At 69.7% G+C, this 24,254-nt stretch carries 12 protein-coding genes and 1 pseudogene; 5 read left to right on the top strand and 8 right to left on the bottom strand.

All coding sequences use genetic code 11. The annotated features are described in order from the left end of the window. Positions 1 to 4 precede the first annotated feature (4 nt). From A5678_RS06915 to A5678_RS06925, 3 genes are all read left to right on the top strand, one after another. Positions 5 to 6,334, top strand: a complete 6,330-nt coding sequence (locus A5678_RS06915) for a type I polyketide synthase (RefSeq protein WP_068040162.1) — start codon at positions 5 to 7, stop codon at positions 6,332 to 6,334. Position 6,335: 1 nt separating this feature from the next. Next, complete coding sequence (locus A5678_RS06920) at positions 6,336 to 9,383, top strand: type I polyketide synthase (protein ID WP_068040164.1); 3,048 nt, start codon at positions 6,336 to 6,338, stop codon at positions 9,381 to 9,383. 127 nt (positions 9,384 to 9,510) lie between these two features. Further along, positions 9,511 to 10,572 (top strand): type III polyketide synthase, encoded by a 1,062-nt coding sequence (locus A5678_RS06925; protein ID WP_068040166.1) that lies wholly within the window; start codon positions 9,511 to 9,513, stop codon positions 10,570 to 10,572. A gap of 5 nt (positions 10,573 to 10,577) precedes the next feature. Here A5678_RS06925 and A5678_RS06930 read toward each other — a convergent pair whose 3' ends face one another. The 8 genes from A5678_RS06930 to A5678_RS06965 all read right to left on the bottom strand — a co-directional run bounded on the left by A5678_RS06930 (position 10,578) and on the right by A5678_RS06965 (position 19,991). Beyond that, positions 10,578 to 12,308 carry an ABC-F family ATP-binding cassette domain-containing protein gene (locus A5678_RS06930; protein ID WP_068040168.1) on the bottom strand — a complete coding sequence of 577 codons (1,731 nt, stop codon included), beginning with the start codon at positions 12,306 to 12,308 and terminating at the stop codon, positions 10,578 to 10,580. 19 nt (positions 12,309 to 12,327) lie between these two features. Then, positions 12,328 to 13,053, bottom strand: coding sequence for a PAS and ANTAR domain-containing protein (locus A5678_RS06935; protein ID WP_068040169.1), 726 nt, complete (start codon positions 13,051 to 13,053; stop codon positions 12,328 to 12,330). Positions 13,054 to 13,128: 75 nt separating this feature from the next. Beyond that, complete coding sequence (locus tag A5678_RS06940; protein ID WP_068040239.1) at positions 13,129 to 14,235, bottom strand: enolase C-terminal domain-like protein; 1,107 nt, start codon at positions 14,233 to 14,235, stop codon at positions 13,129 to 13,131. Continuing rightward, positions 14,232 to 15,245 carry an SDR family oxidoreductase gene (locus A5678_RS06945; RefSeq protein WP_197502061.1) on the bottom strand — a complete coding sequence of 338 codons (1,014 nt, stop codon included), beginning with the start codon at positions 15,243 to 15,245 and terminating at the stop codon, positions 14,232 to 14,234. Before A5678_RS06945 ends, A5678_RS06940 begins: the two co-directional genes overlap by 4 nt. 25 nt (positions 15,246 to 15,270) lie before the next feature. Further along, positions 15,271 to 17,064, bottom strand: a complete 1,794-nt coding sequence (locus tag A5678_RS06950; protein WP_068040172.1) for a glycoside hydrolase family 15 protein — start codon at positions 17,062 to 17,064, stop codon at positions 15,271 to 15,273. After that, on the bottom strand, positions 17,057 to 18,760 hold the full coding sequence (locus tag A5678_RS06955; protein ID WP_068040174.1) for a GMC family oxidoreductase: 1,704 nt from the start codon (positions 18,758 to 18,760) through the stop codon (positions 17,057 to 17,059). Before A5678_RS06955 ends, A5678_RS06950 begins: the two co-directional genes overlap by 8 nt. After that, positions 18,760 to 19,506 carry a gluconate 2-dehydrogenase subunit 3 family protein gene (locus A5678_RS06960; RefSeq protein WP_068040176.1) on the bottom strand — a complete coding sequence of 249 codons (747 nt, stop codon included), beginning with the start codon at positions 19,504 to 19,506 and terminating at the stop codon, positions 18,760 to 18,762. The genes A5678_RS06955 and A5678_RS06960 overlap by 1 nt, the downstream gene beginning before the upstream one ends. Positions 19,507 to 19,511: 5 nt before the next feature. Beyond that, the gene (locus A5678_RS06965) at positions 19,512 to 19,991 is read right to left on the bottom strand and encodes a hypothetical protein (RefSeq protein WP_068040178.1); all 480 of its coding nucleotides are present in this window, start codon (positions 19,989 to 19,991) and stop codon (positions 19,512 to 19,514) included. Between the two features lie 881 nt (positions 19,992 to 20,872). On the opposite strand from A5678_RS06965, the gene A5678_RS06970 reads away from it, so the two are divergent. Beyond that, positions 20,873 to 22,792, top strand: coding sequence for a serine/threonine-protein kinase (locus A5678_RS06970; RefSeq protein ID WP_068040180.1), 1,920 nt, complete (start codon positions 20,873 to 20,875; stop codon positions 22,790 to 22,792). Positions 22,793 to 24,012: 1,220 nt separating this feature from the next. Continuing rightward, a pseudogene (locus tag A5678_RS26990) lies at positions 24,013 to 24,183 on the top strand (HNH endonuclease); the annotation flags it as partial. Positions 24,184 to 24,254: the final 71 nt, after the last annotated feature.

Below are 24,254 nucleotides of genomic sequence, written 5' to 3' on the forward strand. Positions count from 1 at the left end.
CACGATGCCGGATATCACGCAGCACGTCGATTACCTGAAGCGTCTGACCGCGGATCTCAGGCGGGCGCGGCGGCGCGTCTCGGAGCTGGAAGGCCGGCTGTCCGACCCGATAGCGGTGGTGGGCATGGCGTGCCGCTACGCCGGTGGGATCGATTCGCCGGAGACCCTGTGGGACATGGTGAATGCGGGCCGCGACGCGGTGTCGGACTTCCCGGCGGACCGCGGCTGGGATGTGGAGGGGCTGTACGACCCGGACCCGGACGCGGCCGGGAAGATGTACACCCGGCAAGGCAGCTTCCTGCGCGACGCGGCCGACTTCGACGCCGGATTCTTCGGGGTCGGCCCCAGCGAGGCCCTGGCGATGGATCCCCAGCAGCGGCTGATGCTGGAGATCTCGTGGGAAGCGTTGGAGCGGGCCGGCATTGACCCGCTGGGGCTGCGCGGCTCGGCGACCGGAGTGTTCGCCGGCGTAATCCACGCCGGATACGGCGGCGAGGTGAAGGGCGAGTTGGAGGGCTATGGGCTGACCGGTTCCACCCTGAGCGTGGCCTCGGGCCGGGTGTCGTACGTGTTGGGCCTGGAAGGCCCTGCGGTATCGGTGGATACCGCGTGTTCGTCGTCGTTGGTGGCCATGCATCTGGCGGCGCAGTCGCTGCGTTCCGGGGAGTGCGACCTGGCGCTTGCCGGTGGTGTGACGGTGATGGCCACGCCCGCCGCGTTCGTGGAGTTCAGCCGGCAGCGGGCGCTGGCCCCCGACGGCCGGTGCAAGGTGTACGCCGGTGCGGCCGACGGGACGTCGTGGTCGGAAGGCGCAGGAGTCCTGGTGCTGGAGCGGCTGGCCGACGCGCGGCGACTGGGCCATCCGGTGGTCGCGGTGCTACGGGGTTCGGCGGTGAACCAGGACGGCGCCTCCAATGGTCTGACCGCGCCCAACGGGCCGTCCCAGCAGCGGGTGATCCGCGCCGCCCTGGCCAACGCCGGGTTGACGGCGGCGGACGTCGACGTGGTCGAGGGCCACGGCACCGGAACGGTTTTGGGTGACCCCATCGAGGCCCAGGCCCTGTTGGCGACGTACGGGCAGGACCGGCCGGCGGACCGGCCGCTGTGGCTGGGATCGATCAAATCCAACATCGGTCACACGTCGGCCGCGGCCGGGGTGGCCGGGGTCATCAAAATGGTGCAGGCGATGCGGCACGGGATGATGCCCAAGACGCTGCACGTGGACGTGCCGTCACCGCATGTGGACTGGTCGGCGGGCGCGGTGTCGCTGCTGACCGATGCCCAGAAGTGGCCGGCGCGGGACGGCCAGCGCCGGGCGGGGGTGTCGTCGTTCGGGATCAGCGGGACGAATGCCCACGTGATCGTCGAGCAACCGCCCGCCGAACCGGAAACCGTTGCCCCGCTTACCTATAATTCTCGACCCGCGATCCCGTGGCTGATATCGGCCCGGTCGGCCGACGCGCTGGCCGCCCAGGCGGGGCGGCTGCTAGACCATCTCGACGCCGAGCCGGAGCTGCGCGCCGCGGACGTGGGCTGGTCGCTGGCCACCACCCGGGCGGCCCTGGAGCATCGCGCGGTGCTGGTGGGGAGCGATCGCGACACGCTGGCGGCCGGGCTCGCGCGGGTGGCGTCCGGGGAGCCCGGCCCGGGCGTGGTCGTCGGGCGCACCCGCCCGGTTGGTAAGCGCGCGTTCGTTTTTCCCGGCCAGGGTTCGCAGCGGCTCGGGATGGGACGGGAACTGCATCAGCGCTTTCCGGTGTTCGCCGGGGCTTTCGACGAAGCCGTGGCGGCGGTGGATGTCCATGCGCGGTTGCCGCTGCGCGACGTGATGTGGGGCACGGATCCGGAGTTGTTGCAGAGCACGGAGTTTGCCCAGCCGGCGCTGTTCGTGCTCGAGGTCGCCCTGGCGGCGCTGTGGCGGTCCTGGGGCGTGACGCCCGACGTGGTGATCGGGCACTCGGTGGGGGAAATCGCCGCGGCCTGTGTGGCCGGGGTGCTGTCGCTGGAAGACGCGGCGCGGGTGGTGACCGCCCGCGGCCGGTTGATGGCGGCGCTGCCCGCGGGTGGGGTGATGGTGGCGGTGAACGCGACCGAGGCCGAGGTCGCTTCGCTTCTGAACGACAACGTGAGCATCGCGGCGGTCAACGGTCCGGACGCGGTCGTGCTGGCGGGCGAGCGGGCGGCGGTGACGGCCGCGGCCGATCGGCTGGCCGACTGCGGGAGGCGGGTGCGGCAGCTTGCCGTCTCGCACGCGTTCCACTCGCCGCTGATGGAGCCCATGATCGAGGAGTTCTCCGCGGTGCTGGCCGGGGTGTCGCCCGGTGCGCCGCGAATCGACCTGGTGTCCAACGTGACCGGGCAATTGGCCGGACCCGGATACGGGTCCGCCGACTACTGGGTCGAGCACGTACGCCGGCCGGTGCGGTTCGTCGACGGTGTGCGGTGTGCCGGATCGCTGGGCGCCGGTGCGTTCGTGGAAGTGGGTCCGGGCGCGGCGTTGACGGCCGCGGTGGAACAGTCCCTGGCGACCGAGCCGGCCGTTTCCGCGGTATCGATGGCCAAGGACCGCCCGGAAGTCGAGTCGCTGCTGCTGGCGGCCGGCCGGCTGTTCGCCTCCGGCGCCGGCGTGGACTGGGCCGCCGTGTTCGACGGCCTCGCAGCCCACCGGGTCGACCTGCCGACGTATGCCTTTCAGCGGCGCCGGTTTTGGCTGCCGACCGAGTCGGTGGGCGCCCGGGACACCGCCGGCCTGGGTCTGACCGCGGCCGAGCACGCGCTGCTGGGCGCGGTGGTCGAACGGCCCGATTCGGGCGGGGTGGTGCTGACGGGCCGGCTGTCGACGGCGGCCCAGCCGTGGCTGGCCGATCACGCGGTGACCGGGACCGTGTTGTTCCCGGGCGCCGGGTTTGTGGAGCTGATGTTGCGGGCCGGCGACGAGGTCGGCTGTCCGGTGATCGAGGAGTTGACGCTGTCGGCCCCGTTGCCGCTGCCGAGCAGCGGCGCGGTGCGGGCGCAGGTGGTGGTGGACGCCGCCGGCGAGGGCGGGTCACGCGCGGTCGCGGTGTATTCGCAGGCCGGTACGGAGTGGACGTTGCATGCCCAGGGCGTGTTGGGCGAAGGATCGCCCAACCCCGGCGCCGATCTCTCGGTGTGGCCGCCAGTCGGTGCCACGGCGGTCGACGTGGCCGGCGCCTACGACGATTTGGCGGCGCGCGGCTATGGGTACGGCACGGCCTTCCGGGGCCTGCGGAAGGTGTGGCGGCGGGGCGACGAGACCTTCGCCGAGGTCGAGGCGCCGCAGCATGCGGGTGTGACGGTGGGCGGGTTCGGGATTCATCCTGTGGTGCTCGACGCGGCCCTGCACGCGTTGGGGGTGGCCGACGAGCGGGCCGAGACCGTCTTGCCGTTCTCCTGGCAGGGCGTGTGCCTTCATGCGGCCGGGGCGTCGCGGGTCCGGGTCCGGCTGGCGCCGGTGGGCAACGACGCCGTGTCGGTCGAACTGGCCGACTCGTCGGGCTTGCCGGTGCTGTCGGTGCGCGAGCTGGTGACGCGTCCGGTCTCGGCCGCGCAGCTGTCGGCGGCCGCGGCGGCGCGCGCCGGTGGCGGCGAACTGCTGGAGGCAGTGTGGTCCCCGGTTTCGTTGTCGGACAACGGCATTGACAGACCCCCTGAGGTGTGGCAGCCGCAGCCGAACGCCCAGGACGTGGTCGGATCGGTCTACGCCGCCACGCATGAAGCGTTGGGTGTGTTGCAGTCCCGGGGTGATGGGTCCGGGCCGTTGGTGGTCCTGACCCGCGGCGCTGTCGCGCTGCCCGGTGAGGACGTGTCGGATCTGGCCGGTGCGGCGGTGTGGGGGCTGGTGCGGTCGGCGCAGGCCGAGCACCCCGGCCGGGTGGTGTTGGTCGACTCCGACGGTTCCCTCGACCTCGGAGCCGTAATTGGCTGCGGCGAACCGCAATTGATCGTCCGCGAGGGCATCGCCTACGGTGCCCGGCTGAAGCCGGTCAACGCGCACCCCGTGTTGCGGCTGCCCGAAGCGCCGTCGGTCTGGCGGCTCGCCGCCGGTGACGCCGGGACGCTGGAGGACCTGGCGGTGCAATCCGGCCCGCCGGCGGAGCTGGCCGCCGGTCAGGTGCGGGTGGCCGTGGCGGCGGCCGGGGTGAACTTCCGCGACGTGCTGGTGGCCCTGGGCATGTATCCGGGTGCGGCGCAGTTGGGTGCCGAGGGCGCCGGGCTGGTGACCGAGATCGGTCCGGGCGTCACCGATTTGGCCGTCGGTGACGCGGTCATGGGGATCCTTGGCCTGACGGGCTCGGAGACGGCCGTCGACCGGCGGTTGGTGACCCGGGTGCCACCGGGATGGTCGTTCACCGAGGCGGCCGGGGTTCCGGTGGTGTTCCTGACGGCGTATTACGGGCTGTCGGACCTCGGCGGTCTGCGGGCCGGCGAGCGGGTGCTGGTGCACGCGGCCGCCGGCGGGGTGGGCATGGCGGCCGTGCAGCTGGCCCGGCATTGGGGCGCCGAGGTCTTCGCGACCGCCAGCCGCGGCAAGTGGGACACCCTGCGCGCCATGGGCTTCGACGACGCCCACATCGCGGATTCGCGAACGCTGGACTTCGAGGACAAGTTCTCCGTCGCGACGGGCGGCGCCGGCATGGACGTCGTGCTCAACTCGCTGGCCGGCGAGTTCACCGACGCCTCGCTGCGGTTGCTGAGCGCCGGCGGGCGCTTCATCGAGATGGGCAAGACCGACCTGCGCGACCCGGGCGCGATCACCCAAACCTACCGCGCGTTCGATCTGATGGAGGCCGGCCCGGACCGCATCGCGGAGATGTCGGCCGAATTGGTGCGGTTGTTCGCGGCCGGCGCTTTGAAGCCATTGCCGGTCAAGGCCTTCGATGTGCGCCGCGCCGCGGACGCTTACCGGTTTGTCAGCCAGGCCCGCCACATAGGCAAGGTCGTGCTCACGATGCCCGACGGGCCCGCCGGGCTGGCCGGCGGCACCGCATTGATCACCGGTGGGACCGGCATGGCGGGCTCGGCGGTGGCCCGTCACCTCGTCGAGCGCCATCGCGTGCCACACGTCATGTTGGTCAGCCGCGGCGGCGAGCGGGCGGACGGCGTGCCCGCGTTGGTCGCGGAGCTGCGTGAGGCGGGGGCCGAGGTGTCCGTGTTGGCCTGCGATGTCGCCGACCGCGACGCCGTGGCGCGGTTGCTGGCGCAGGTACCCGCGCGTTTCCCGCTGCGCGGCGTGTTCCATGCGGCGGGCGTGCTCGACGACGCGGTGATCGCGTCCCTGACGCCGGAGCGCATCGATACTGTGCTGCGGGCAAAGGTCGACGGGGCGTGGCACCTGCACGAGGTGACCCGGGAACTGGATCTGTCGGCGTTCGTGGTGTTTTCGTCGGTGGCGGGGATCGTGGGCTCGCCGGGCCAGGGCAACTATGCGGCCGCCAGCAGCTTCCTCGACGCCCTGGCGGCGTACCGACACGCCCACCGCCTGCCCGGCCTGTCGATCGCCTGGGGGATGTGGGAAGAGGAGTCGGCCATGACCCGGAACCTCGACGACCGGGACAGGGCGCGGATGAGCCGCGCGGGGCTGGCCGCGCTGTCCACGCGCCAGGCGCTCGACCTGCTCGACGCCGCGCTGCTGGCCGAGCCGACCGTCGTCGTGGCCACCCGCCTCGACACGGCCGCACTGACGCACGCCGGCGCCGCGCTGCCGCGGCTGTTGAGCCAGCTGGCCACCCGGCGGGCGCGGCGGGTCCTCGACCCCACCGACATGGTGTCGCTGACGGGGTTGCGGGCGCGGCTGGAGGGCCTGGGCCCCGAGCAGCGGCGGCGCGAGCTGGTGGAGCTGGTCTGCGGCAACGCCGCCACGGTGTTGGGCCACAGCACCGCGGACGTCGACGGCGAGCAGGCCTTCGGAGATCTCGGGTTCGACTCGCTGACCGCGGTCGAGCTGCGCAACAGGCTCAAAATCGCGACCGGACTGACCCTTTCGCCGACGCTGATCTTCGATTATCCCACCCCCGCGGCCCTGGCCGAGCACCTCGACGGCCAGCTGGCCACCGGGGCAAGTGGCGAGCCGCCCGATCGCATGGCCCGCTTCAACGACGTGGCCCGCGAATTGCAGGCGCTGCTCGGCCAACCCGACTGGAGCCCGGGCGACAAGGCGCAGCTCGTCACCCGGCTGGAAGGCATGCTGAACGGCCTCACCGGCCCGGCGGAAATCCCCTACCCGGACCAACCCGACGATCCGTTCGAGGACGACATCGCCACCGCCACCGAAAGCCAGCTTTTCGCCATCCTCGACGAAGAGATGGGGCCCTAGCATGACGGACGTCGCGGTCATCGGGCTCGCGTGCCGATTCCCCGGCGCGGCAAGCCCGCGCGAGTTCTGGGATCTCGTCCGCGACGGCCGTGAAGCGACGCGGCTGCCCGGGGACGTCGCGGAGTTCGACGCCGACTTCTTCAACCTCTCGCCCCGCGAGGCGTCCGCCATGGACCCCAGGCAACGGTTGGCCCTCGAACTGACTTGGGAGGCCTTCGAAGACGCGTTCGTGGTGCCCGAAGCGGTTCGCGGAACGGCGATCTCGGTGTACCTCGGGGCGATGGCCGACGATTACGCCGTCCTCACCCTGCGGGATATCGCCGACAACCTCGATCACCACTCGTTCGCCGGCATCAGCCGCGGGATGATCGCCAACCGGGTCTCGTATGCCTTCGGGTTGCAGGGGCCCAGCATGACCGTCGACTCCGGTCAATCGTCGTCGTTGGTCGCCGTGCACCTGGCCTGCGAGAGCCTGCGCGCGGGCGAGTCGGCGCTGGCGATCGCCGGCGGGGTTCACCTCAACCTGGCCGACGAAACCGCAATGCTGGAACGCGAATTCGGCGCGCTGTCGACGTCGGGTCACACCTACGCGTTCGATCGGCGCGCGGACGGCTATGTGCGGGGCGAGGGTGGGGGACTGGTTCTGCTGAAGCCGTTGCCGGCGGCCCTGCGGGACGGCGACCGGATTCACGCGGTCATCCGGGGCAGCGCGGTCGCTAACGCCGGGCACAGCGCCGCGGGCCAGACGGTGCCTTCGGTTTCCGGTGAGGCCGAGGTCATCCGCAGGGCGCTCGCCGCCGCCGGCCTGGGTAGCGCCGACATCGACTACGTCGAGGCGCACGGCACCGGCACGAAGGTCGGCGACTCGGTGGAGGCTCAGGCGCTGGCCGAGGTGTTCGGCGCGCGCGAGCACCCGCTGCGGGTGGGGTCGGTGAAGACGAACATCGGCCACGCCGGGGGCGCCGCGGGAATTGCCGGCCTGCTCAAGACCGTGCTGGCGGTGCGGCATTCGGTGCTTCCGCCGAGCCTCAACTACGCCGACGCCAATCCCGAAATCGAACACCTGCGGGTCAACACCGACGCGCTGCGCTGGCCGGTGGCGGGTCGCCCGCGCCGCGCCGGGGTTTCGTCGTTCGGCATGGGCGGGACGAACGCGCACGTCGTCGTGGAACAGGCTCCCGCGCAACCGGATCCACCCGCGGATGCGCGTGACGGGCCGGTTGCGTGGGTGTTGTCGGCACGCTCGGAGCAGGCCCTGGCCAACCAGGCGCACCGGTTGGCGGAGCGGGTGGCCCACTCGGGGGTTACCGCGGCGGACGTGGGCTGGTCGTTGGCGACGACGCGATCGGTGTTCGAGCAGCGGGCGGTGCTGGTGGGCCACGATCGGGATGCGCTGACGCGCGACCTGTCCGGGCTGGCGGCCGGGGAGCCGGTCCCCGGTGTGGTGATGGGCCGGGCCGGGTCGGCGGGCCGGACGGCCTTCGTGTTCCCCGGCCAGGGCTCGCAATGGCCGGGAATGGGCCGCCAACTCCATCAACGGTTTCCGGCCTTCGCCCGCGCCTTCGACGAGGCCGCGGCGGCGATGGACGCCCACCTGCGGTCGCCGGTGCGCGACGTGATGTGGGGTACCGACGCCGAATTGTTGCAGGGCACCGAGTTCGCGCAGCCGGCGTTGTTCATCCTCGAGATCGCCCTGGCCGCGCTGTGGCGGTCCTGGGGTGTGACACCCGATGTGGTGCTGGGTCATTCGGTGGGGGAGATCGCCGCCGCGTGCGTGGCGGGGCTGTTGTCCCTGGACGACGCGGCGCGCATCGTGGCGGCCCGCGGCGAATTGATGGCGGCGCTGCCGGAGGGCGGAGTGATGGTGGCCGTGGGCGCCGGCGAGGCCGAGGTCGCCCCGATGCTTGGCGGGAGCGTCAGCATCGCGGCGGTCAACGGACCGAGCTCGGTGGTCCTGTCCGGTGAGCGGGCCGCGGTGGGCGCCGTGGCCGACCGGCTGGCGGACACCGGCCGGCGGACGCACCGACTGGCGGTCTCACACGCGTTTCATTCGCCGTTGATGGAGCCGATGCTCGAGGAGTTCGCGCATCGAGTGGCCGACATCCAACCGCAGCAGCCGCGAATTTGCTTGGTGTCCAACGTCTCTGGTGAGCCGGCCGGGCCGGGATACGGATCGGCGCGGTACTGGGTCGAGCATGTGGTCCGGCCGGTGCGTTTCCTCGACGGTGTGCGCACCGCCGAGGCCCTGGGGGTGACGGCGTTCGTCGAGGCGGGCCCGGGCGGTGGGTTGAGCGCGGCGGTCGACCAATCGCTGACGACCGAGCGGCCGATCTCCGTGGTCACCATGCCCAAAGGCGCTCCGGAGATCGAATCGCTGCTCAACGCGGCCGGCCGGCTGTTCACCGCCGGCGTGGGCGTGAGCTGGCCGGGCGTGTTCGCCGGCGCCGGGGGCCGCCGGATCGATCTGCCGACGTATGGCTTTGCCCGGCAACGATTCTGGCTGGGCGACGCGCATAATGCGTTGCCGGCCAAGGCGCCTCGGTCGCCCGGCCTGGCCGAACAACTGAACGCGCTGCCGCCCGCGGAGCAGCAGAGCCGGCTCGCCGAGCTGGTCTGCGAGCACACGGCCGCCGTGTCGGGGCATCCGGACGGACGTGCCATCGACCGCGACCGCGCCTTCGCCGACCTCGGGCTCGACTCGCTGACCGGCGTCGAACTGCGCAACCGGCTGACGACGGCCACCGGGTTGGCGCTGTCGCGGTCACTGATCTTCGACTATCCGACCCCCGCGGCGCTGGCCGATCATCTGCGGCGGCAACTATTCCGGCGCGAGGACGACCAATCCGACGAGGAAAAGGTATGGTCCGCACTGCGCAGGATCCCGCTCGTCGAGCTCCGGAGAACCGGGCTGCTCGACAAGCTTCTCCTGCTCGCCGGTGGGCCGGAAACCGTTGTCGCCGAACCGGTCATCGACATTATCGACTCGTTGAGCCCCGACGCACTGGTCGCGATGGCGCTGAACTCCGCCGACGACGAGGACGGCGAATGACGGAATTCGAAAGCAATACAACACATGTCGAATACGCCGAATTTTTGCCGGGCTACTCGGAACGGCTTAAACTTCGAAAATTGATCAAAATCCCTTCTGGGCTGGGACGGATGCAAGAGGGTAGGGCATGAGCGTCATCGCGGGCGTGTTCGGAGCGTTGCCCCCGCATCGTTACAGCCAGGCCGAAATCACCGACCAGATCGTCGAATTCCCCGCATTGAAGGAGCACGAGGGGGTGGTTCGACGGTTGCACGCCGCCGCCAAGGTGAACAGCCGCCACTTGGTCCTGCCGCTGGAGCGATACCCGTCGCTGACCGATTTCGGCGAGGCCAACGAGGTCTTCATCGAGCATGCCGTCCAACTCGGCTGCGAAGCCTTGCTGGGCGCGCTGGACGAGGCCGGCCTGCGGCCCCAGGACATCGACATGATCGCCACCACCACGGTCACCGGCGTTGCGGTGCCGTCGCTCGACGCGCGGATCGCCGGGCGGCTCGGCCTGCGCCCGGATGTGCGCCGGGTGCCGCTGTTCGGACTGGGCTGCGCGGCCGGGGCGGCGGGGGTGGGCCAACTGCACGACTACCTGCGCGGCGCGCCGGACGGCGTCGCCGTCCTGGTGTCGGTGGAGCTGTGCTCGCTCACCTTCCCGGCGGTCAAGCCGACCGTGTCGGGCCTGGTGGGAACCGCCATGTTCGGCGACGGGGCCGCCGCCGTGGTCGCCGTCGGCGACCGCCGCGCCGACCGGCTGAGCCCCAGCGGGCCCGACATCGTGGACTCCCGCAGCCGCCTCTACCCCGAATCGCTGCACATCATGGCCTGGAACGTCAGCTCGACCGGGCTGCACCTGGTGATGTCACCCGAGCTCACGAACCTCATCGACCGTCACCTGGCCGGCGACGTCAGCCGGTTCCTGGGCGCCCACGGGCTGACGAAGGACGACGTCGGCGCCTGGCTGGCGCACCCCGGCGGTCCCAAGGTCATCAACGCGATCGGCACCAGCCTCGGGCTAGCGCCAGACGCCCTCGAGCTGACCTGGCGCTCGCTGGGCGAGGTCGCCAACCTGTCGTCGGCCTCGGTGCTGCACATCCTGCGTGACACCATCGCCAAGCCGCCGCCCGGCGGCAGCCCCGGGCTGATGCTCGCGATGGGCCCGGGATTCAGCTCCGAGCTCGTGCTGTTGCGCTGGCGCTGAGCGGCTCACTCCAGCGCCTCGGACAGATTCAGCCAGCGGCTCTCCGTCGCCGCGACCTCGTCTTCCAACGCGCGCAATTCCTGGGTGAGCCGCGTGATGCCGACGTGGTCCGCCTGGTCATGCTCGGCCAGCTCGCGGTGTTTGTCCGCGATGTGGTCGGCCAGCCGCGCGAGCCGGCGGTCGACGCCGGCCAGCTCCTTCTCGGCGGCCCGGCGCTGGGCTCCCGACATCCCCGCCGGCTCAACCGGGGCGACGGTGGCAGGCGGCGCGGCCGCGGCGGCTTCCCGCCGCGCCAGCCGCAGGTACTCGTCGATGCCGCCGGGCAGGTGCCGCAGCCGGCCATCGAGAATGGCGTACTGCTGGTCGGTGATCCGTTCGAGCAGGTAGCGGTCGTGGGAGACGACGATCAGGGTGCCCGGCCAGGAGTCGAGCAGGTCTTCCATGGCGGCAAGCATGTCGGTGTCGACGTCGTTGGTCGGCTCGTCGAGGAGCAACACGTTGGGCTCGGACAGCAGGGTGAGCATCAGCTGCAATCGCCGCCGCTGCCCGCCGGAGAGCTCGCCGACGCGGGCGGACAGCTGGCCACGACCGAAGCCGAGCCGCTCCAGCAGCTGGGCGGGCGTCATCTCCCGGCCCTCGACGGCCAGCGCGTCGCCCTGCTGGTCGAGCACGGCGAGCTGAACGGTCTTGCCGCGCTTGACGCGCCCGGTGTCCGGCTTGATGCTCCCGGCGATCAGCCCCAGCAGCGTCGACTTCCCGGCGCCGTTGGCGCCGACGATGCCGGTGCGTTCGCCCGGGGCGATCCGCCACTCGACGTCGCGCAGCACCGGGTGATCACTAAAAGGCGGGTACGCGACCGACACGTCGAGCAGATCGATGACGTCCTTGCCGAGCCGGGCCGTCGCCAGCTTGGCCAGCTCGACGTTGTTCCGCAGCGGTGGCACGTCGGCGATCAGCTGGTTGGCGGCCTCGATGCGGAACTTGGGCTTCGAGGTGCGGGCAGGCGCGCCGCGACGCAGCCAGGCCAGCTCCTTGCGCATCAGGTTCTGCCGCTTGGCTTCGGTGGCGGCGGCCATCCGGTCCCGCTCGACGCGCTGCAGCACGTAGGCCGCGTAACCGCCCTCGAACGGCTCCACGATCCCGTCGTGCACCTCCCACGTCGTGGTGGCGACCTCGTCGAGAAACCAGCGGTCGTGCGTGACCAGCAGCAGACCGCCGGTGTTGCGCGCCCAGCGCTGCCGAAGATGTTCCGCGAGCCAGGTGATGCCCTCTATGTCCAGGTGGTTGGTGGGCTCGTCGAGCGCGATGACGTCCCACTCGCCGACCAGCAACCTGGCCAGCTGGACGCGCCGGCGCTGGCCGCCGCTCAGCGTCGATACTGCGGCGTCCCAACCGATGTCGGAGACCAGGCCGCCAACCACGTCGCGCACCCGCGCGTCACCGGCCCATTGGTGTTCGGCCGCTTCGCCCACCAGCGTCCAGCCCACGGTGCGGTCCGGGTCCAAAGTGTCCGCCTGGCTCAGCGCGCCGACCCGCAAGCCGCTGCGGCGGGTGACGCGACCGGAGTCGGGCTGCAGCTGGCCGGTCAGCAGCCGCAGCAGGCTGGACTTGCCGTCCCCGTTGCGCCCGACGATGCCGATCCGCGCGCCGTCGTTCACGCCCACCGTGACCGATTCGAATACCAGCTGGGTCGGGTATTCGAGGTGGATGGCCTCGGCTCCCAATAGGTGTGCCACCGGCCCGACCCTACTGCGGCTATTCCAGGGTGAGCAGCGCCCGGTCGACCTCGCTTCGGGTCTCCGCCGACGCCTTGCTGGCCACCGCGTCCATGAAGCGGGCGGCGAGGTCGCGCAGCTTGAGGTTGGTCTCCTGGGACCGCCACACCAGGATGTCGAACGCCCGCCTCGCGGGGATGCCGTAGGCCGCCATCAGTACGCCCTTCGCCTGCTCGATCCGGGCGCGGGCGTCGGCCGCCGCCGACAGCACGTTGCGGATATCGGACTCCAGCGAGTCGGTGACGTCGACGTAAAACCCGGACGTCCCGATCAGGGCGCCGCTGTGATCGAGCATCCGGTCGCCCACGACGACCACGCAGCGGGTGCGCCTGGCGGTGTCGATGATGCGGTGCCGACTGCTGAACGGCTGCCCCCGCATCACGCGCTCCAAGACCGCCGCGACGTGTTCGCGATCGTCGGGATGCTTGTGTTGCAGCAACAGCTCCGTGCTCGGCTCTACCTCTCCCGGCTGGTAGCCGTGCATGCGGGCGACCGCATCCGACCACTCCCAGCGCTCGCCGTCGATAAGAAACTGGAACCTGCCGACCTTCTGCGGGTCACCAAGACCGAGGACCAGGTCGACCGCGCTGCGCTCCTCCTCCTCGACGTCGGACATGACCTCCTGGGACCCGGGGGCCGGTGAACCGTCGACGCTGGACTCTCCGTTTCGATGCTGGATGGTGTCGTCTTCTGAATTCACGGTCATCGCGCATTGCCCTTCAGATCCGTAACTATGGCCTTCGCATATCAATGCCCACTTTTATGCGGGTCCATTCACGGATCAGGCTTTTCTATACGGTTCGGCGTCAGCGTGCTTGAACTCGAGGCCTAGCCCGGGCCGGTCCTGGTCCGGCCGCAGCGCACCTCCCTCGGGCGGCAGGGCGCCGTCGAACAGCATGTGCTCAATGCGGTGGTGATCGTGGAAGTACTCCAGGTGCCGCAGGTTCGGGATCGCGGTGGCCACGTGGGCGTGCAGGTTGGGGGCGCAGTGCCCGGACACGTCGACGTTGTAGGCGGCGGCTACTGCCGCGGCGCGCAGCCAGTCGGTGATGCCGCCGCAGCGGGTGACGTCGATCTGCAGGCAGTCGACCGCATCCGCGGCGAGCATCCGGTTGAAGTAGGCCAGGTCGTAGCCGTACTCGCCGGCGGTGACGTCCGGGGTCACCTGGTCGCGCACTTCCCGCAGCCCGGCCAGATCGTCGGAGGAGACCGGTTCTTCGAACCATGTGACGTCGTGGTCGGCCATCGCGTGGGCCACCCGAACTGCCTGCTTGCGGCGGTAGCCGCCGTTGGCGTCCACATACAGTTCGACGTCCGGGCCGATCACCTTGCGCGCCAGCGCGATTCGCTCGAGGTCACGGTGCTCGTCGGACCCCCACGACTCGCCGATCTTGATCTTGACGCGCGGGATCTTCCACTCGTCCACCCAGCGTTCGAGTTGGGCGCGGGTGGTGCGCTCGTCATAAGTCGTGAAGCCGCCGCTGCCGTAGATCGGCACCCGGTCGTGCGCCATGCCGAGCAGGCGGCACACCGGTAGGCCCAGGAGTTTGCCCTTGAGGTCCCACAGCGCGGTGTCGACGGCCGAGATCGCGTACGACACCAAACCCGGCCGCCCGTTGTTGCGCATAGCCCGGACCATCGCCTGCCACCGCCCGGTGATGTCCAGGGCGCTGTGCCCGGTGACCGTGCCGGCGAGGGGACCGTTGATCAGCGTGCCGCTCGCGCCGCTTCCGTACGTGTAGCCGATCCCTCGCCGCCCGCCCGCCGAAACCTCGGCCATCACCAGGGTGGTCGACGACCACGTCAGGGTTCCGTCGGCTTCCGGTGCGTCGGTGGGGATTTCGTAGACCTGCGCGGTGACCTCGTCGATGCGTGCGTCGAGGCTCATCGCGTCCACCGGCGCGCCAGCCACGCGCCCAGTCCCGCCGCGCCGACCGCGCCCGTACCGCTGACGACCGGGTGCTGCGACGCCCACAGTTGCGGGCTCAGCGCGTGGGACTTGTCGTCGAACCCGCCGTGGGCGCCGTGGTCGCTGCCGGGCTCCTCGTCCATCGGGTGCCACAGGTTGTGGGGCCGCCCCGGGCTGACGTGTTCCTCGGTCTGCTGCGAGTCATAACCGGTCCGGCCCAGGTAGCGGTCCAGCAGCGGTGCGACGAACTTCTGCGCCAGCAGCGTCACCATGGTGGAATCGCCGACCCAATATTGTTTGCGCTCCGGATGATCGGCGGCATACACGACGCCGCGGGCGGCGACCTCCGGCTGATAGATCGGCGGTACCGGTTGGGGATGGCGCGGCAGCCGGGACAGAACCCAGGAGAACTGCGGGGTGTTGACCGCAGGCATCTGGGCCACGGTGATCCGCACCTTGGAGTGCTCGTGCAGCAGTTCGCAGCGCACCGATTCGGTGAAACCGTTGATGGCGTGCTTGGCGCCGCAGTAGGCCGATTGCAGCGGGATGGATCGCTGGCTGAGCGCGGAGCCGACCTGCACGATGGTGCCGCGGTCGCGCGGCCGCATCTTGGCCAGCGCCGCCATGGTGCCGTGCACGTATCCGAGGTAGGACACCTCGGTCACGCGTTTGAATTCCTCGGCGGTGATCTCGCTGAACGGGGCGAACACGGAGGTGAACGCGACGTTCACCCAGACGTCGATGGGCCCGAAGGTTGCCTCGGTCTCGTCGGCGGCGGCGACGACGGCCGCGTGGTCGGCCACGTCGGTGGGGATGGCCAGCGCCTTGCCGCCGCCGGATTCGACGTCGCGGGCGGCGCCGTCCAGCCCGGCGGCCCCGCGGGCGAGCAGGGCGACGTTGGCCCCGCGCTGCCCGAAGAGTTGAGCGGTGGCGCGGCCGATGCCGGCGCTGGCCCCGGTGATTACGATTGTTTTTGTGGTCGGTGTCATCGCCGAAATCTCCTTGTGCGTTTGATCAGTCATCGTGGACAGCGTCGTCGGCGAGGGTTGCCGTGCACTCCAGCAGCAACGCGTGCGCGAACGCCTGGGGCAAGTTGCCGCGCAGCTGACGCTGCCTGACGTCGTATTCCTCGCAGAACAATCCGGGGGGCCCGCAGGCCGCACGGTTGCGTTCGAACCAGCGCATCGCGCAATGAGCGTGTCCCAGTTGGTGTTCGGCGAGCGCCATCATGAACCCGCAGAGCAGGAAGGCCCCCTCGGCGTCGCCGAGGTCACGCTCGTCGTGCCGGAACCGGTACACGAACCCGTCGTGGCTGAGCTGCTTGCGGACGGCATCCAGTGTGGCCCGGGTGCGCGGGTCGTCGGCGGGCACGGCACCGCGCACGGGTGGCAGCAGCAGGGACGCGTCGACGCCGGGCAGCCGCGGGCTGCGTTGCCAGTAGCCGCCGTGCGGGTGCAGGCTGCTGGTGGCGGTGTCGGCCAGTATCGCGTCGGCCAGCGAGGCGCAGGCGGTCACCTCGTGGCCGCCGCCGGCCACTTTCGCGATGGCGCGCAGACCGGCCACGCACGCCAGGCGGGACTGCGTCCAGTGCTCGTCGTCGACCTCCCAGATTCCCGCATCCGGGTCGCGCCAGCGCTTCTCGATTGCGTCGATGGCCGTCTGCGCGGCGCGCCAGCCGTCGGCATCGAGCCGGCCGGCGTTGGCTGCCCAGGCCAGCAGTTGCAGCGCCTCACCGAAGACGTCGAGCTGGAATTGCTGGTTGACCCAGTTGCCCACCTTGTCGGTACCCCCGGGGTAGCCGGGCAGGTCGAGGGTTTCTTCGCCGGGCACGCTGTCGCCGGTGACGGTGTAGGCCGGCTTGAGGTCGGGCCCGTGTTCGAGCAGCCGGGCGCCGACGAATTGGACCGCGCGGTCGAGCAATTCGGTTCCCCCGACGGTCGCGGCGGCTATGCCGGCGTAGACCTGGTCCCGGATCCACGCGTAACGGTAGTCGTAGTTCTGGTTGGTGTGCGCGCGTTCGGGCAGGCTCATCGTGGCGGCGGCGACCATGCCGCCGCCGCTGCTGGTCAGCCCGCGCAGCACCGCGTAGGAATGCCGCCCGTCGCGGGGCGCGATGGTGCAGTTCAGCTCCGGCATGCTGCGGTGCCACGCGTCTTCGGTTGCGGCCCAGGCGATGTCGGGGTCAGGCGGGCGGTCGGGGAGTGTGCGTTCGGAGAGCTCCAGCACCAGGTCATGCTGGCCGCCCTCGTCGACCGTGATCTCACACATGAGCAGTTCGCCGCGGCCGCGGGGCGCCTTGACGGATCGCACATCACAGCCGCCCAGCCAGCGCCACCGCAACCGCCCCGACTTCCCGCTCCACACCCCGTTGTCGACGCTGGGCTCTCCGGCCCCGTGCCGGCCGAATGCGGCGCTCGGCTGCAGCAGCACCCGCACCCGTGCGGTCCCGCGGCAGCCCATGAGGCGGCGCAGCAGCACAACCCGGTCGGGGTCGCCCGGGAAGGCCAGTGCCTCACGGCATTCCACGATGCCGTCGCGGGTGATCCACCGATTGCGCCAGATCAGGCTGCCCGGCTCGTAGTAGCCGCCCCATACGTGCCGTACGTCGGTCGGGGTGATCGCGTAGACCCCACCGCCCCCAATGAGATTGGAGAAGACGGCCTCGGAGTCCCAGCGCGGCGCGCACATCCACGCGACGTCGCCCTGCGGCCCGATCAGGGCGCCGCGTTCGCCGTCGGCCAGCAGCGCGTATTCGCGCAGCACCCGCGGCGAGAAGGTTGCGTCAACGTCGATCGTGTGGTCAGCCACGGACCCCCGCCTCCGATGGCCGCCTCGCCGGGACAGCGCTGCGGATCTTTCCGGTCGCCATCCGTTCGGCGAGCCGCGAGGCCAGTGCCATGATCGTCAGCGCCGGGTTCGCCGAGCCCTGCGTCGGGCACACCGAGCCATCGGCGAGGAACAGGTTCGGCACGCCCCACACCCGGTGATCGGAGTCGACCACCGAATTGTCCGGGCGGGTGCCCATCCGGGCGCCGCCGATGAGGTGGGCGAAACGCTGGATGGTGAGCACGTCCTGGGCGCCGGAGGCGCGCAGGATGTCGTCGATCACCTTGGTGGAGTAGGCCATGTTGGCCTTGTCGTTGTCGCACAGCGAGTAGTCGAACCGGGCCACCGGGAGGCCGTATGGGTCGATCTCCTGGGCCAGGGTGACCCGATTGTCCGGACGCGGTAGCAGTTCGTTGAGCACGCCGATGGTCGCCCAGTGGTTGTAGTCGCGCATGTATTCCCGCAGCGCGCGGCCCCAGTGCCCGTCGGCCATCACGTGTTCGGCCCAGCCGATCGGCATGGGCGACACGGTCTGGATGGAGAAGCCGCGGGCGAAACCGCGCGCCGGGTCGGTCTCGTAATACTGCTCGGAGGACACCTCCGGGGGAGGGGCCTTGTACATGCGGACCTCGTCCGACCACCGGCCCGCGGACTGTGTGGCGCCCTGCACCATCACGTAGCGGCCGACCTGGTCGTCGTTGTTTCCCAACCCGTTCGGGAAGCGTTCGCTCGCCGAGTTCAGCAGCAGGCGCGGCGTTTCGATGGAATACCCGGCGATCGCGACGACCTTGGCCCGCTGCAGCCGCTCGGTGCCGCCGGCCTCGTCGTAGTAGACCACCCCGCGCGCGGAGCCGGTTTCGTCGAGCTCGACGCGGGCGGCCATGCAGTTGGCGCGGATCTCCACGGCGTGGGCCAGGGCGTCGGGCAGGTGCGTGACGTACGGGCTGGCCTTGGCGTTGACCTTGCAGCCCTGCAGGCAGTAGCCGCGGTAGATGCAGTGTGGGCGGTTGCCGAAGGTGCCGTTGACGATGCCGACGGGCCCGACCCGCATCTCGATGCCGAGCTGCATCGCCCCACGCCACAGTTTCGCCGCGGCGCCCGAAATCGGGTGCGGCGAAAAAGGATACCGGTGCGGATAGCCCCAGGGCCAGTTCTGCCCGGCGACCGGCAGCTCGAGCTCGATCCGCTCGTAGTGTGGACGGACGTCTTCGTAGCGGATCGGCCAGTCCGCCCCGACCCCGTCAAGGGTGTAGGTGCGGAAGTCGCTGGGATGGAACCGCGGCGTGTAGCCGGCGTAGTGGACCATCGAGCCGCCCACACCTCGCCCGGAGTTGTTCTTGCCCAGCTCGACCGGGTCGTCGCCGCCGATGATGCGCTTCTGCGTCCAGTACAGGGAGTGGGAACCCGCCTCGTCGGACACCCAGTCTTCGTCCGGGTGCCAGAACGGGCCCGCCTCGAGGATCACGACCCGCCAGCCGGCCCGCGCCAGCCGTTGCGCGAGCACCGATCCACCCGCGCCCGCGCCGACAATGACCAGGTCGACCTCGTCGTCGTCGCCGTAGCGCTGCATGGTCTTTTCGCCGGGCAGGTCGCGCGAATGCACGTCCAGCAGGAACCGGGATTCGTTGTCCTTCGGCCCAATTGCACCCTTGAGGAGTCCGCGGAGTCGGTCGCCCATCACAGCTCTCCGTGTTGGACCACCCGGACCGGGTCCTCGTCCGTGGCGCCCGGGGTCTCGAACGGTTCACGCGCGGAGGCCGGCCCGGTGGCACCGCCGAGCCGCATGAACCCGCGCGGGTAGGCCGGGCCGCCGAATCCGATCTCGTTCCACGCCCACGGGTGGGAGTAGAAGCCGGACAACGTCATTCGCATGCACACCGACCACGCGCGTTTGACGTTCAGGCGATCCCAGGTCCCACCGTCCAGCTCGCCCTGCGAGAACTGGTCGATGATCGCCTCGCGGGTCTCGGGCTCGGCGTCGGCGAACGATGCCTTCCCGTACCGGCTGGACGCCGTCTCGTCGAGCCCGAGCAGCACCAGCCGCCACGTGTCGCGGTCGTCGGGCATGTCGGCGTACTGGTAGCCGTCGAGCCGACCGTCGGCGAGTTTGGAGTCGACGGACTCCGGCACCGGCACTCGCGGCTCGCGGTCCTGCGCCAGCACTGTGTCGCAGAACGCCCGCAGGCACGGTTCCTCTTCTGCGGTGAAGAACCGCAGCGGGCCGGGCGGCTCCAGCCGGGCCAGCACCACCTTCTTGGTGGCTTCGTCCCAAGTGTCGGTCGTTTCCAGCACGTCGAAATCCGGGTAGCGGCCGATCATTTGGGGCGTGACGCCGCGGCGTTGCTTGGGCAGCCAGGACGGGTGCGGCGGTTTGCGATCGGCGCGCAGGTTGGGTAGGTGGTCGGGGCGTGAGGTGTCGGCCATCGCGCTCAGTCCCGGAACCGCTCGCGTCGCAGGATCGAGGCCAGCAGCCCCATGCCCCCGACCATGCACATCAGCCCCGGCGCCGCGATCGGCGGGCCCATGGGTACGTTGTAAGACGCGTTCTTCCAGCCACCCGGCTTGCGTGCGACCCCGCGGGCATGCAGGTATTCGCCCATCAGGCCGTTGGCGGTGTAGATGCCCGCGGTGATCGGCAGCCAGAGTTTGGCCCAGCGCCGCGAGAACACCCCGCCGATACCGGCGACCACCACCGGCGGCGTCACCACGACCGGGCTCCACATCCACTTGTTACCGAAGCTGGCCTTGTAGTGCTCGAAATAGATCTCCGCCGTCGTGACGACGGCCGCGATGGCCGTAAGCCCGGACAGCGAGCGCTCGAAGCGACCGTGCGCGACGTCGTACAACGCCCGCTCGGCGAGCTGTTGGCCCTCGCTCGCGCGCCGTCCTCCGTTGCCTAACAACAACATTTGGTTTCCCTTCCTAGCTCGATTGGTTCACCCACGCAGGCCGGCCGGCGCCGCGCACTGATCGACGCGCACATATGGGATGTATTGCGAGGCAAGCGCTGTCCGAATTCCGGCCATGGCCGCTGGTCCAAGAGCCGGGCGTAGACGAAGTCCGCCGCCTGCCCATGCGTCACCTCACTTCTGAACGAAACACGCTCGGGCGGCCACCGCGCGATGAAGATCTGCGATGACTCCCAGAGAACTGGTTAGCGCCCAGCTGTGTGTTTCAACCGAGGTCGTCCGACGGCGCGTCGTGACCGAAGCGCATCGGATACGTACCCGGTTTGGGTCCGCGCAAACCGTCGATGGATCTGCCCGAGGGGCGGGCCGAACGGTCGCCTTCAAACTTGTCGGCCCCTTCATGTCTTGTGTCAAGAATCTGGGATGTTTTGTTTGTCCAGGTAGGCCTGTTTTCGGGTTTTGTCATGCAAGGCCTGGTGGGGTCGGAGGTAGTTCGAGGAGCGTCGAAACAGGCTGCCGTGGCAGCGTCCGGTCGGCGTGATCACTGAGCGCTGCTGTGTGTAATCCGAACCGCCGCAGCGGCCCGTGATGGCCCGTGGTAACCCGACCGGAGTTAATTCAGGTCGAGGCCATTTCAGCGGCGAGTGAGCACCCGGGAATCGCTACGGTGGTGCGACCGCGCTGACGCCATCGTGGTTGGTTTGGTGGCGCGCAACCGGCGCGGGTGGTGGGACCAATGGTCCTGACAGCCGGGGACAAGCGGCCCTACGCCCAACCTCAAAGCCCGCGCCAGAATGAGGATTCCAGCACACAGCGGAGGGTCGCTGCGCGGCGCGCGGATTGTGACGTGCGGGGCATTGCGTCGGGTTAGGGGCGAGCGGATGGAACCTGGGCACACACCGGCGGGGTCGGTGGCCGAGGGCACGCCGTTCGGGCGTTACCGGTTGGTGGAGCTGCTGGGTCGCGGCGGGATGGGCGAGGTGTGGCGGGCCTATGACACCGCCATGGATCGGGTCGTCGCGCTGAAGCTGCTATTGCCCAATGTCGCCGAGGATCCCGCCTACGTTGAGCGGTTTCGCCGCGAAGCCCATGCCGCGGCGAGTCTAGACGAGCCGCACGTCATCCCCATCCACGACTTCGGCGAGATCGACGGACGACTATTTGTGACCATGCGGCTGATCGAGGGCCGCGACCTGCAAACCCTGCTGGCCGAGGGCCCGCTGGAGCCCGCGCGGGCGATCTGGATCATCGACCAGATCGCCGAGGCTTTGCACGCCGCGCACAAGATCGGGTTGATCCACCGCGACGTCAAGCCGTCCAACATCCTGGTCACCGAGAACGACTTCGCCTACCTGATCGATTTCGGGATCGCCCACGCGGTCGGGGAGACCGGGCTGACCAGCGCCGGCGCGGTGATCGGCACCTGGGCCTACATGGCCCCCGAGCGGATCAGCACCGGCCAGACCGATTCCCGCGCCGATATTTATGCGTTGGCCTGTGTGCTCTATGAGTGCCTGACCGGCACCCGGCCCTTCCCCGGTGACAGTCTCGAACAACAGCTGGCAGCTCATCTGGCGTCGCCGCCGCCACGCCCGTCGGCACAAAGCACCACGGTGCCGACCGCCCTGGACACGGTCATCGCCACCGGCATGGCTAAAGACCCCGACCAGCGCTATGCCACCACCGTGGAGTTGGCCGACGCCGCCCGCGCCGCGATCACCACCCCGCCGCACCCACCGGCCGGTGCCGCTCAGCCCACCGCAGGCGCCATCCAGGGCCACGACACACTACTGGCCCCGACCGGGGCCGCACCCACCCTGCCACCACCGCCGGAGGTCGCGCCCACCCCGCAGCGGCCCAGGTGGCGGCGCCCTCATGTCGTGATTCCCGCGCTGCTGGTGATCGCGGTGCTCATCGGCGGCGGTGTCGCCGCCGCCGTGAACGCCTCCCAGCACCACAAGCCGACCCCGGCCGCACCGCCGCCCGCCACCCCGCCGCCGAATACGGGTCCGTTCACCGGTATCTACACCGCCAACTTCGACCCGCAGACCAATCTCGACGGGAAACCGTTCGAGGGTGCGGCGCCGAAGACGGAATCCTGGGGGGTGCGCTCGGTGTGCCGTCCGGGCGGGTGCGTGGCCACCGCGGCACGGCACAGCGGCGACACCACACTCGTGTCGGCGTTGGTGTTCGACGAGGTCGGCGGGCGCTGGCTGGCCGTCGGCACCGGCCCCGGAACCTGCGGGGACGCTCCCGCCGAACGCTGGGAGGTGTTCACGCTGCAGCCCCATCCCGACGGCACCCTGTCCGGCGACTACACCTCGACGACCAGCAACACCTGCGGCGCCAAGCGGGTCGTGAGCTTCACCCGCACCGGCGACGTCGACGTCACTAGCCTTCCTGACCCGGCTGGCCAGCCGCCGCGGGTGGTGTCGGCGGCCGAAGCGCTCCACGGCCACTACCACATGACGGTTAGCTACGCGAACGGGGCGACAAAGGAGTACGACTACGCGGTCCGCACCGACTGTCTTCGCACCGGCGATCGCTGCATGAGCCCTCTCCACTCCTCCGGCTCTGGCGAGGTTCTGGTGTTCGCCGGCGGGACGTGGATCCGGGACGACGAGTTCGACCAACCGTGTCCGCGCGGCGGCACGACGCACACGAAAATCACCGCGGCGTATCCGCTGCCGCGGCCATCGCAGGATCCGATCCCGGTGCTGACCGGGCACGGTCGCCAGGAAGAGACCGGCGCCTGCACCAGCTCCGATTTCAATCAAAAGTTTGTACGCACCGGCGATTAGAGGGCCAGGTATCCGGGCGGGTGGCGGTTAGCAACGCCTCCGAGTCATCGGCGGCGATTCCCCACGCGCTGGCCGCGCCAAGGTAGACGTCACCGATGGCGAAGATGTACCGGTCGATAGTTTCGCAGGTTCTCTGATGGAAGCGATAAAACTTACTTCGCGAAATCGATACCACCGCATCTTGGCGACCTTGTACTTCGGGCGCGGCGCGGGACCAACGACCCCGAACCCGGGGACCACGGCCTCTACCCCCGCACCCATGTAGGCCGAAGATTCACTCTTCGGTGAAAGCAACACGTTGTCTTCTCAACAGGGAAAAGAAAATGTCTATAGCGAAGCGTGTCCTGTTGTCAGGGACGCCGCTCGACAGCAGAAGTCTGCCAAATGCGGAGCGAACTGAACGTCTCAGGTGTAGCGGCCAATGGGGGCAGGAGGACAAGATCATGACCATCACGCGGGGGATCGCCGCAGCCGTCACGTTCGCTGGTCTAGCTCTCGCTACAGCTAGCACAGCGTGGGCTGACACGACGATGAGCGGCCACTACACCTGGACTACGACAACCTCGGGGGGGTGGTCGATGTCCGGCGATTATTACGTCACGCCGTGCGGCGACGGATGCGCTTCAATAGCGACCACACCCGGTGGACCGGCCATTGGGCAGGCGCGGGTCGTTGATGGACAATGGACAATGGATGGCAGCTGGCCCGTACGCTGTGCCGACGGTTCCCCTGGTCCCCGTGAGCCATACCACGACACGTGGGATCCAAACACCCTGGAAGGCACAAGCACATATATCTATAACGTGCCAGCCTGCGGCCACCCACAGGGGTATAGCCAGACTATTCACCTGCAACTCAGGCAGGTGCCCTGACGCATATTGCCGGTTCGATTCCGCAGTCCAAAACGGCAGAGGGTGCGCCCCAATCTTGACCGTTGCAATGGCTAAGGGTGCTATTTGTCCAATGCGGCATTCGTCGCTCTGAGCGTAGTAGGGGCTGCGCCCCGGGTGAGGCGATGAAAATTGGGCGCGCGGTTAAGTGCGCGGTGCGGAGGCAGCGGTCAACGGCGAACGTGCAACTGTTGCGGAAAAATGGGCAAAATCCCGCCCTTGGGGCACGGTCGGCGCAAGACAATCGCAGGCCATCCCGCAGCTCCGGCGTCAGCCGCTGGTCACCTTGAAGTTTCGAGTGGGGCCGGGTTGAAACGTTCTTCGGCCAGTCGGTGACATCATTTGCTGAAAACGTTCTGGGGCTGGCGCGACGAACAGTTACCCGACGGCACCCTCATCTGGCGCCTACCCGACGGGCACACCTACGTCACCGCCCCAGGCAGCGCGCTGCTGTTCCCCAGCCTGTGCGCGCCCACCGGCGATCTCCCGGCCCCCGCCGCAGCGATCTGGTGACCGACGAGAAGTTGATCACGAAGATCGACGAGTCGCTGGCCGAGCGCATCGGCAACTGT

Origin of the sequence: Mycobacterium sp. E2733 (genome assembly GCF_001667585.1) — a bacterium.
Classification (GTDB): Bacteria; Actinomycetota; Actinomycetes; order Mycobacteriales; family Mycobacteriaceae; genus Mycobacterium.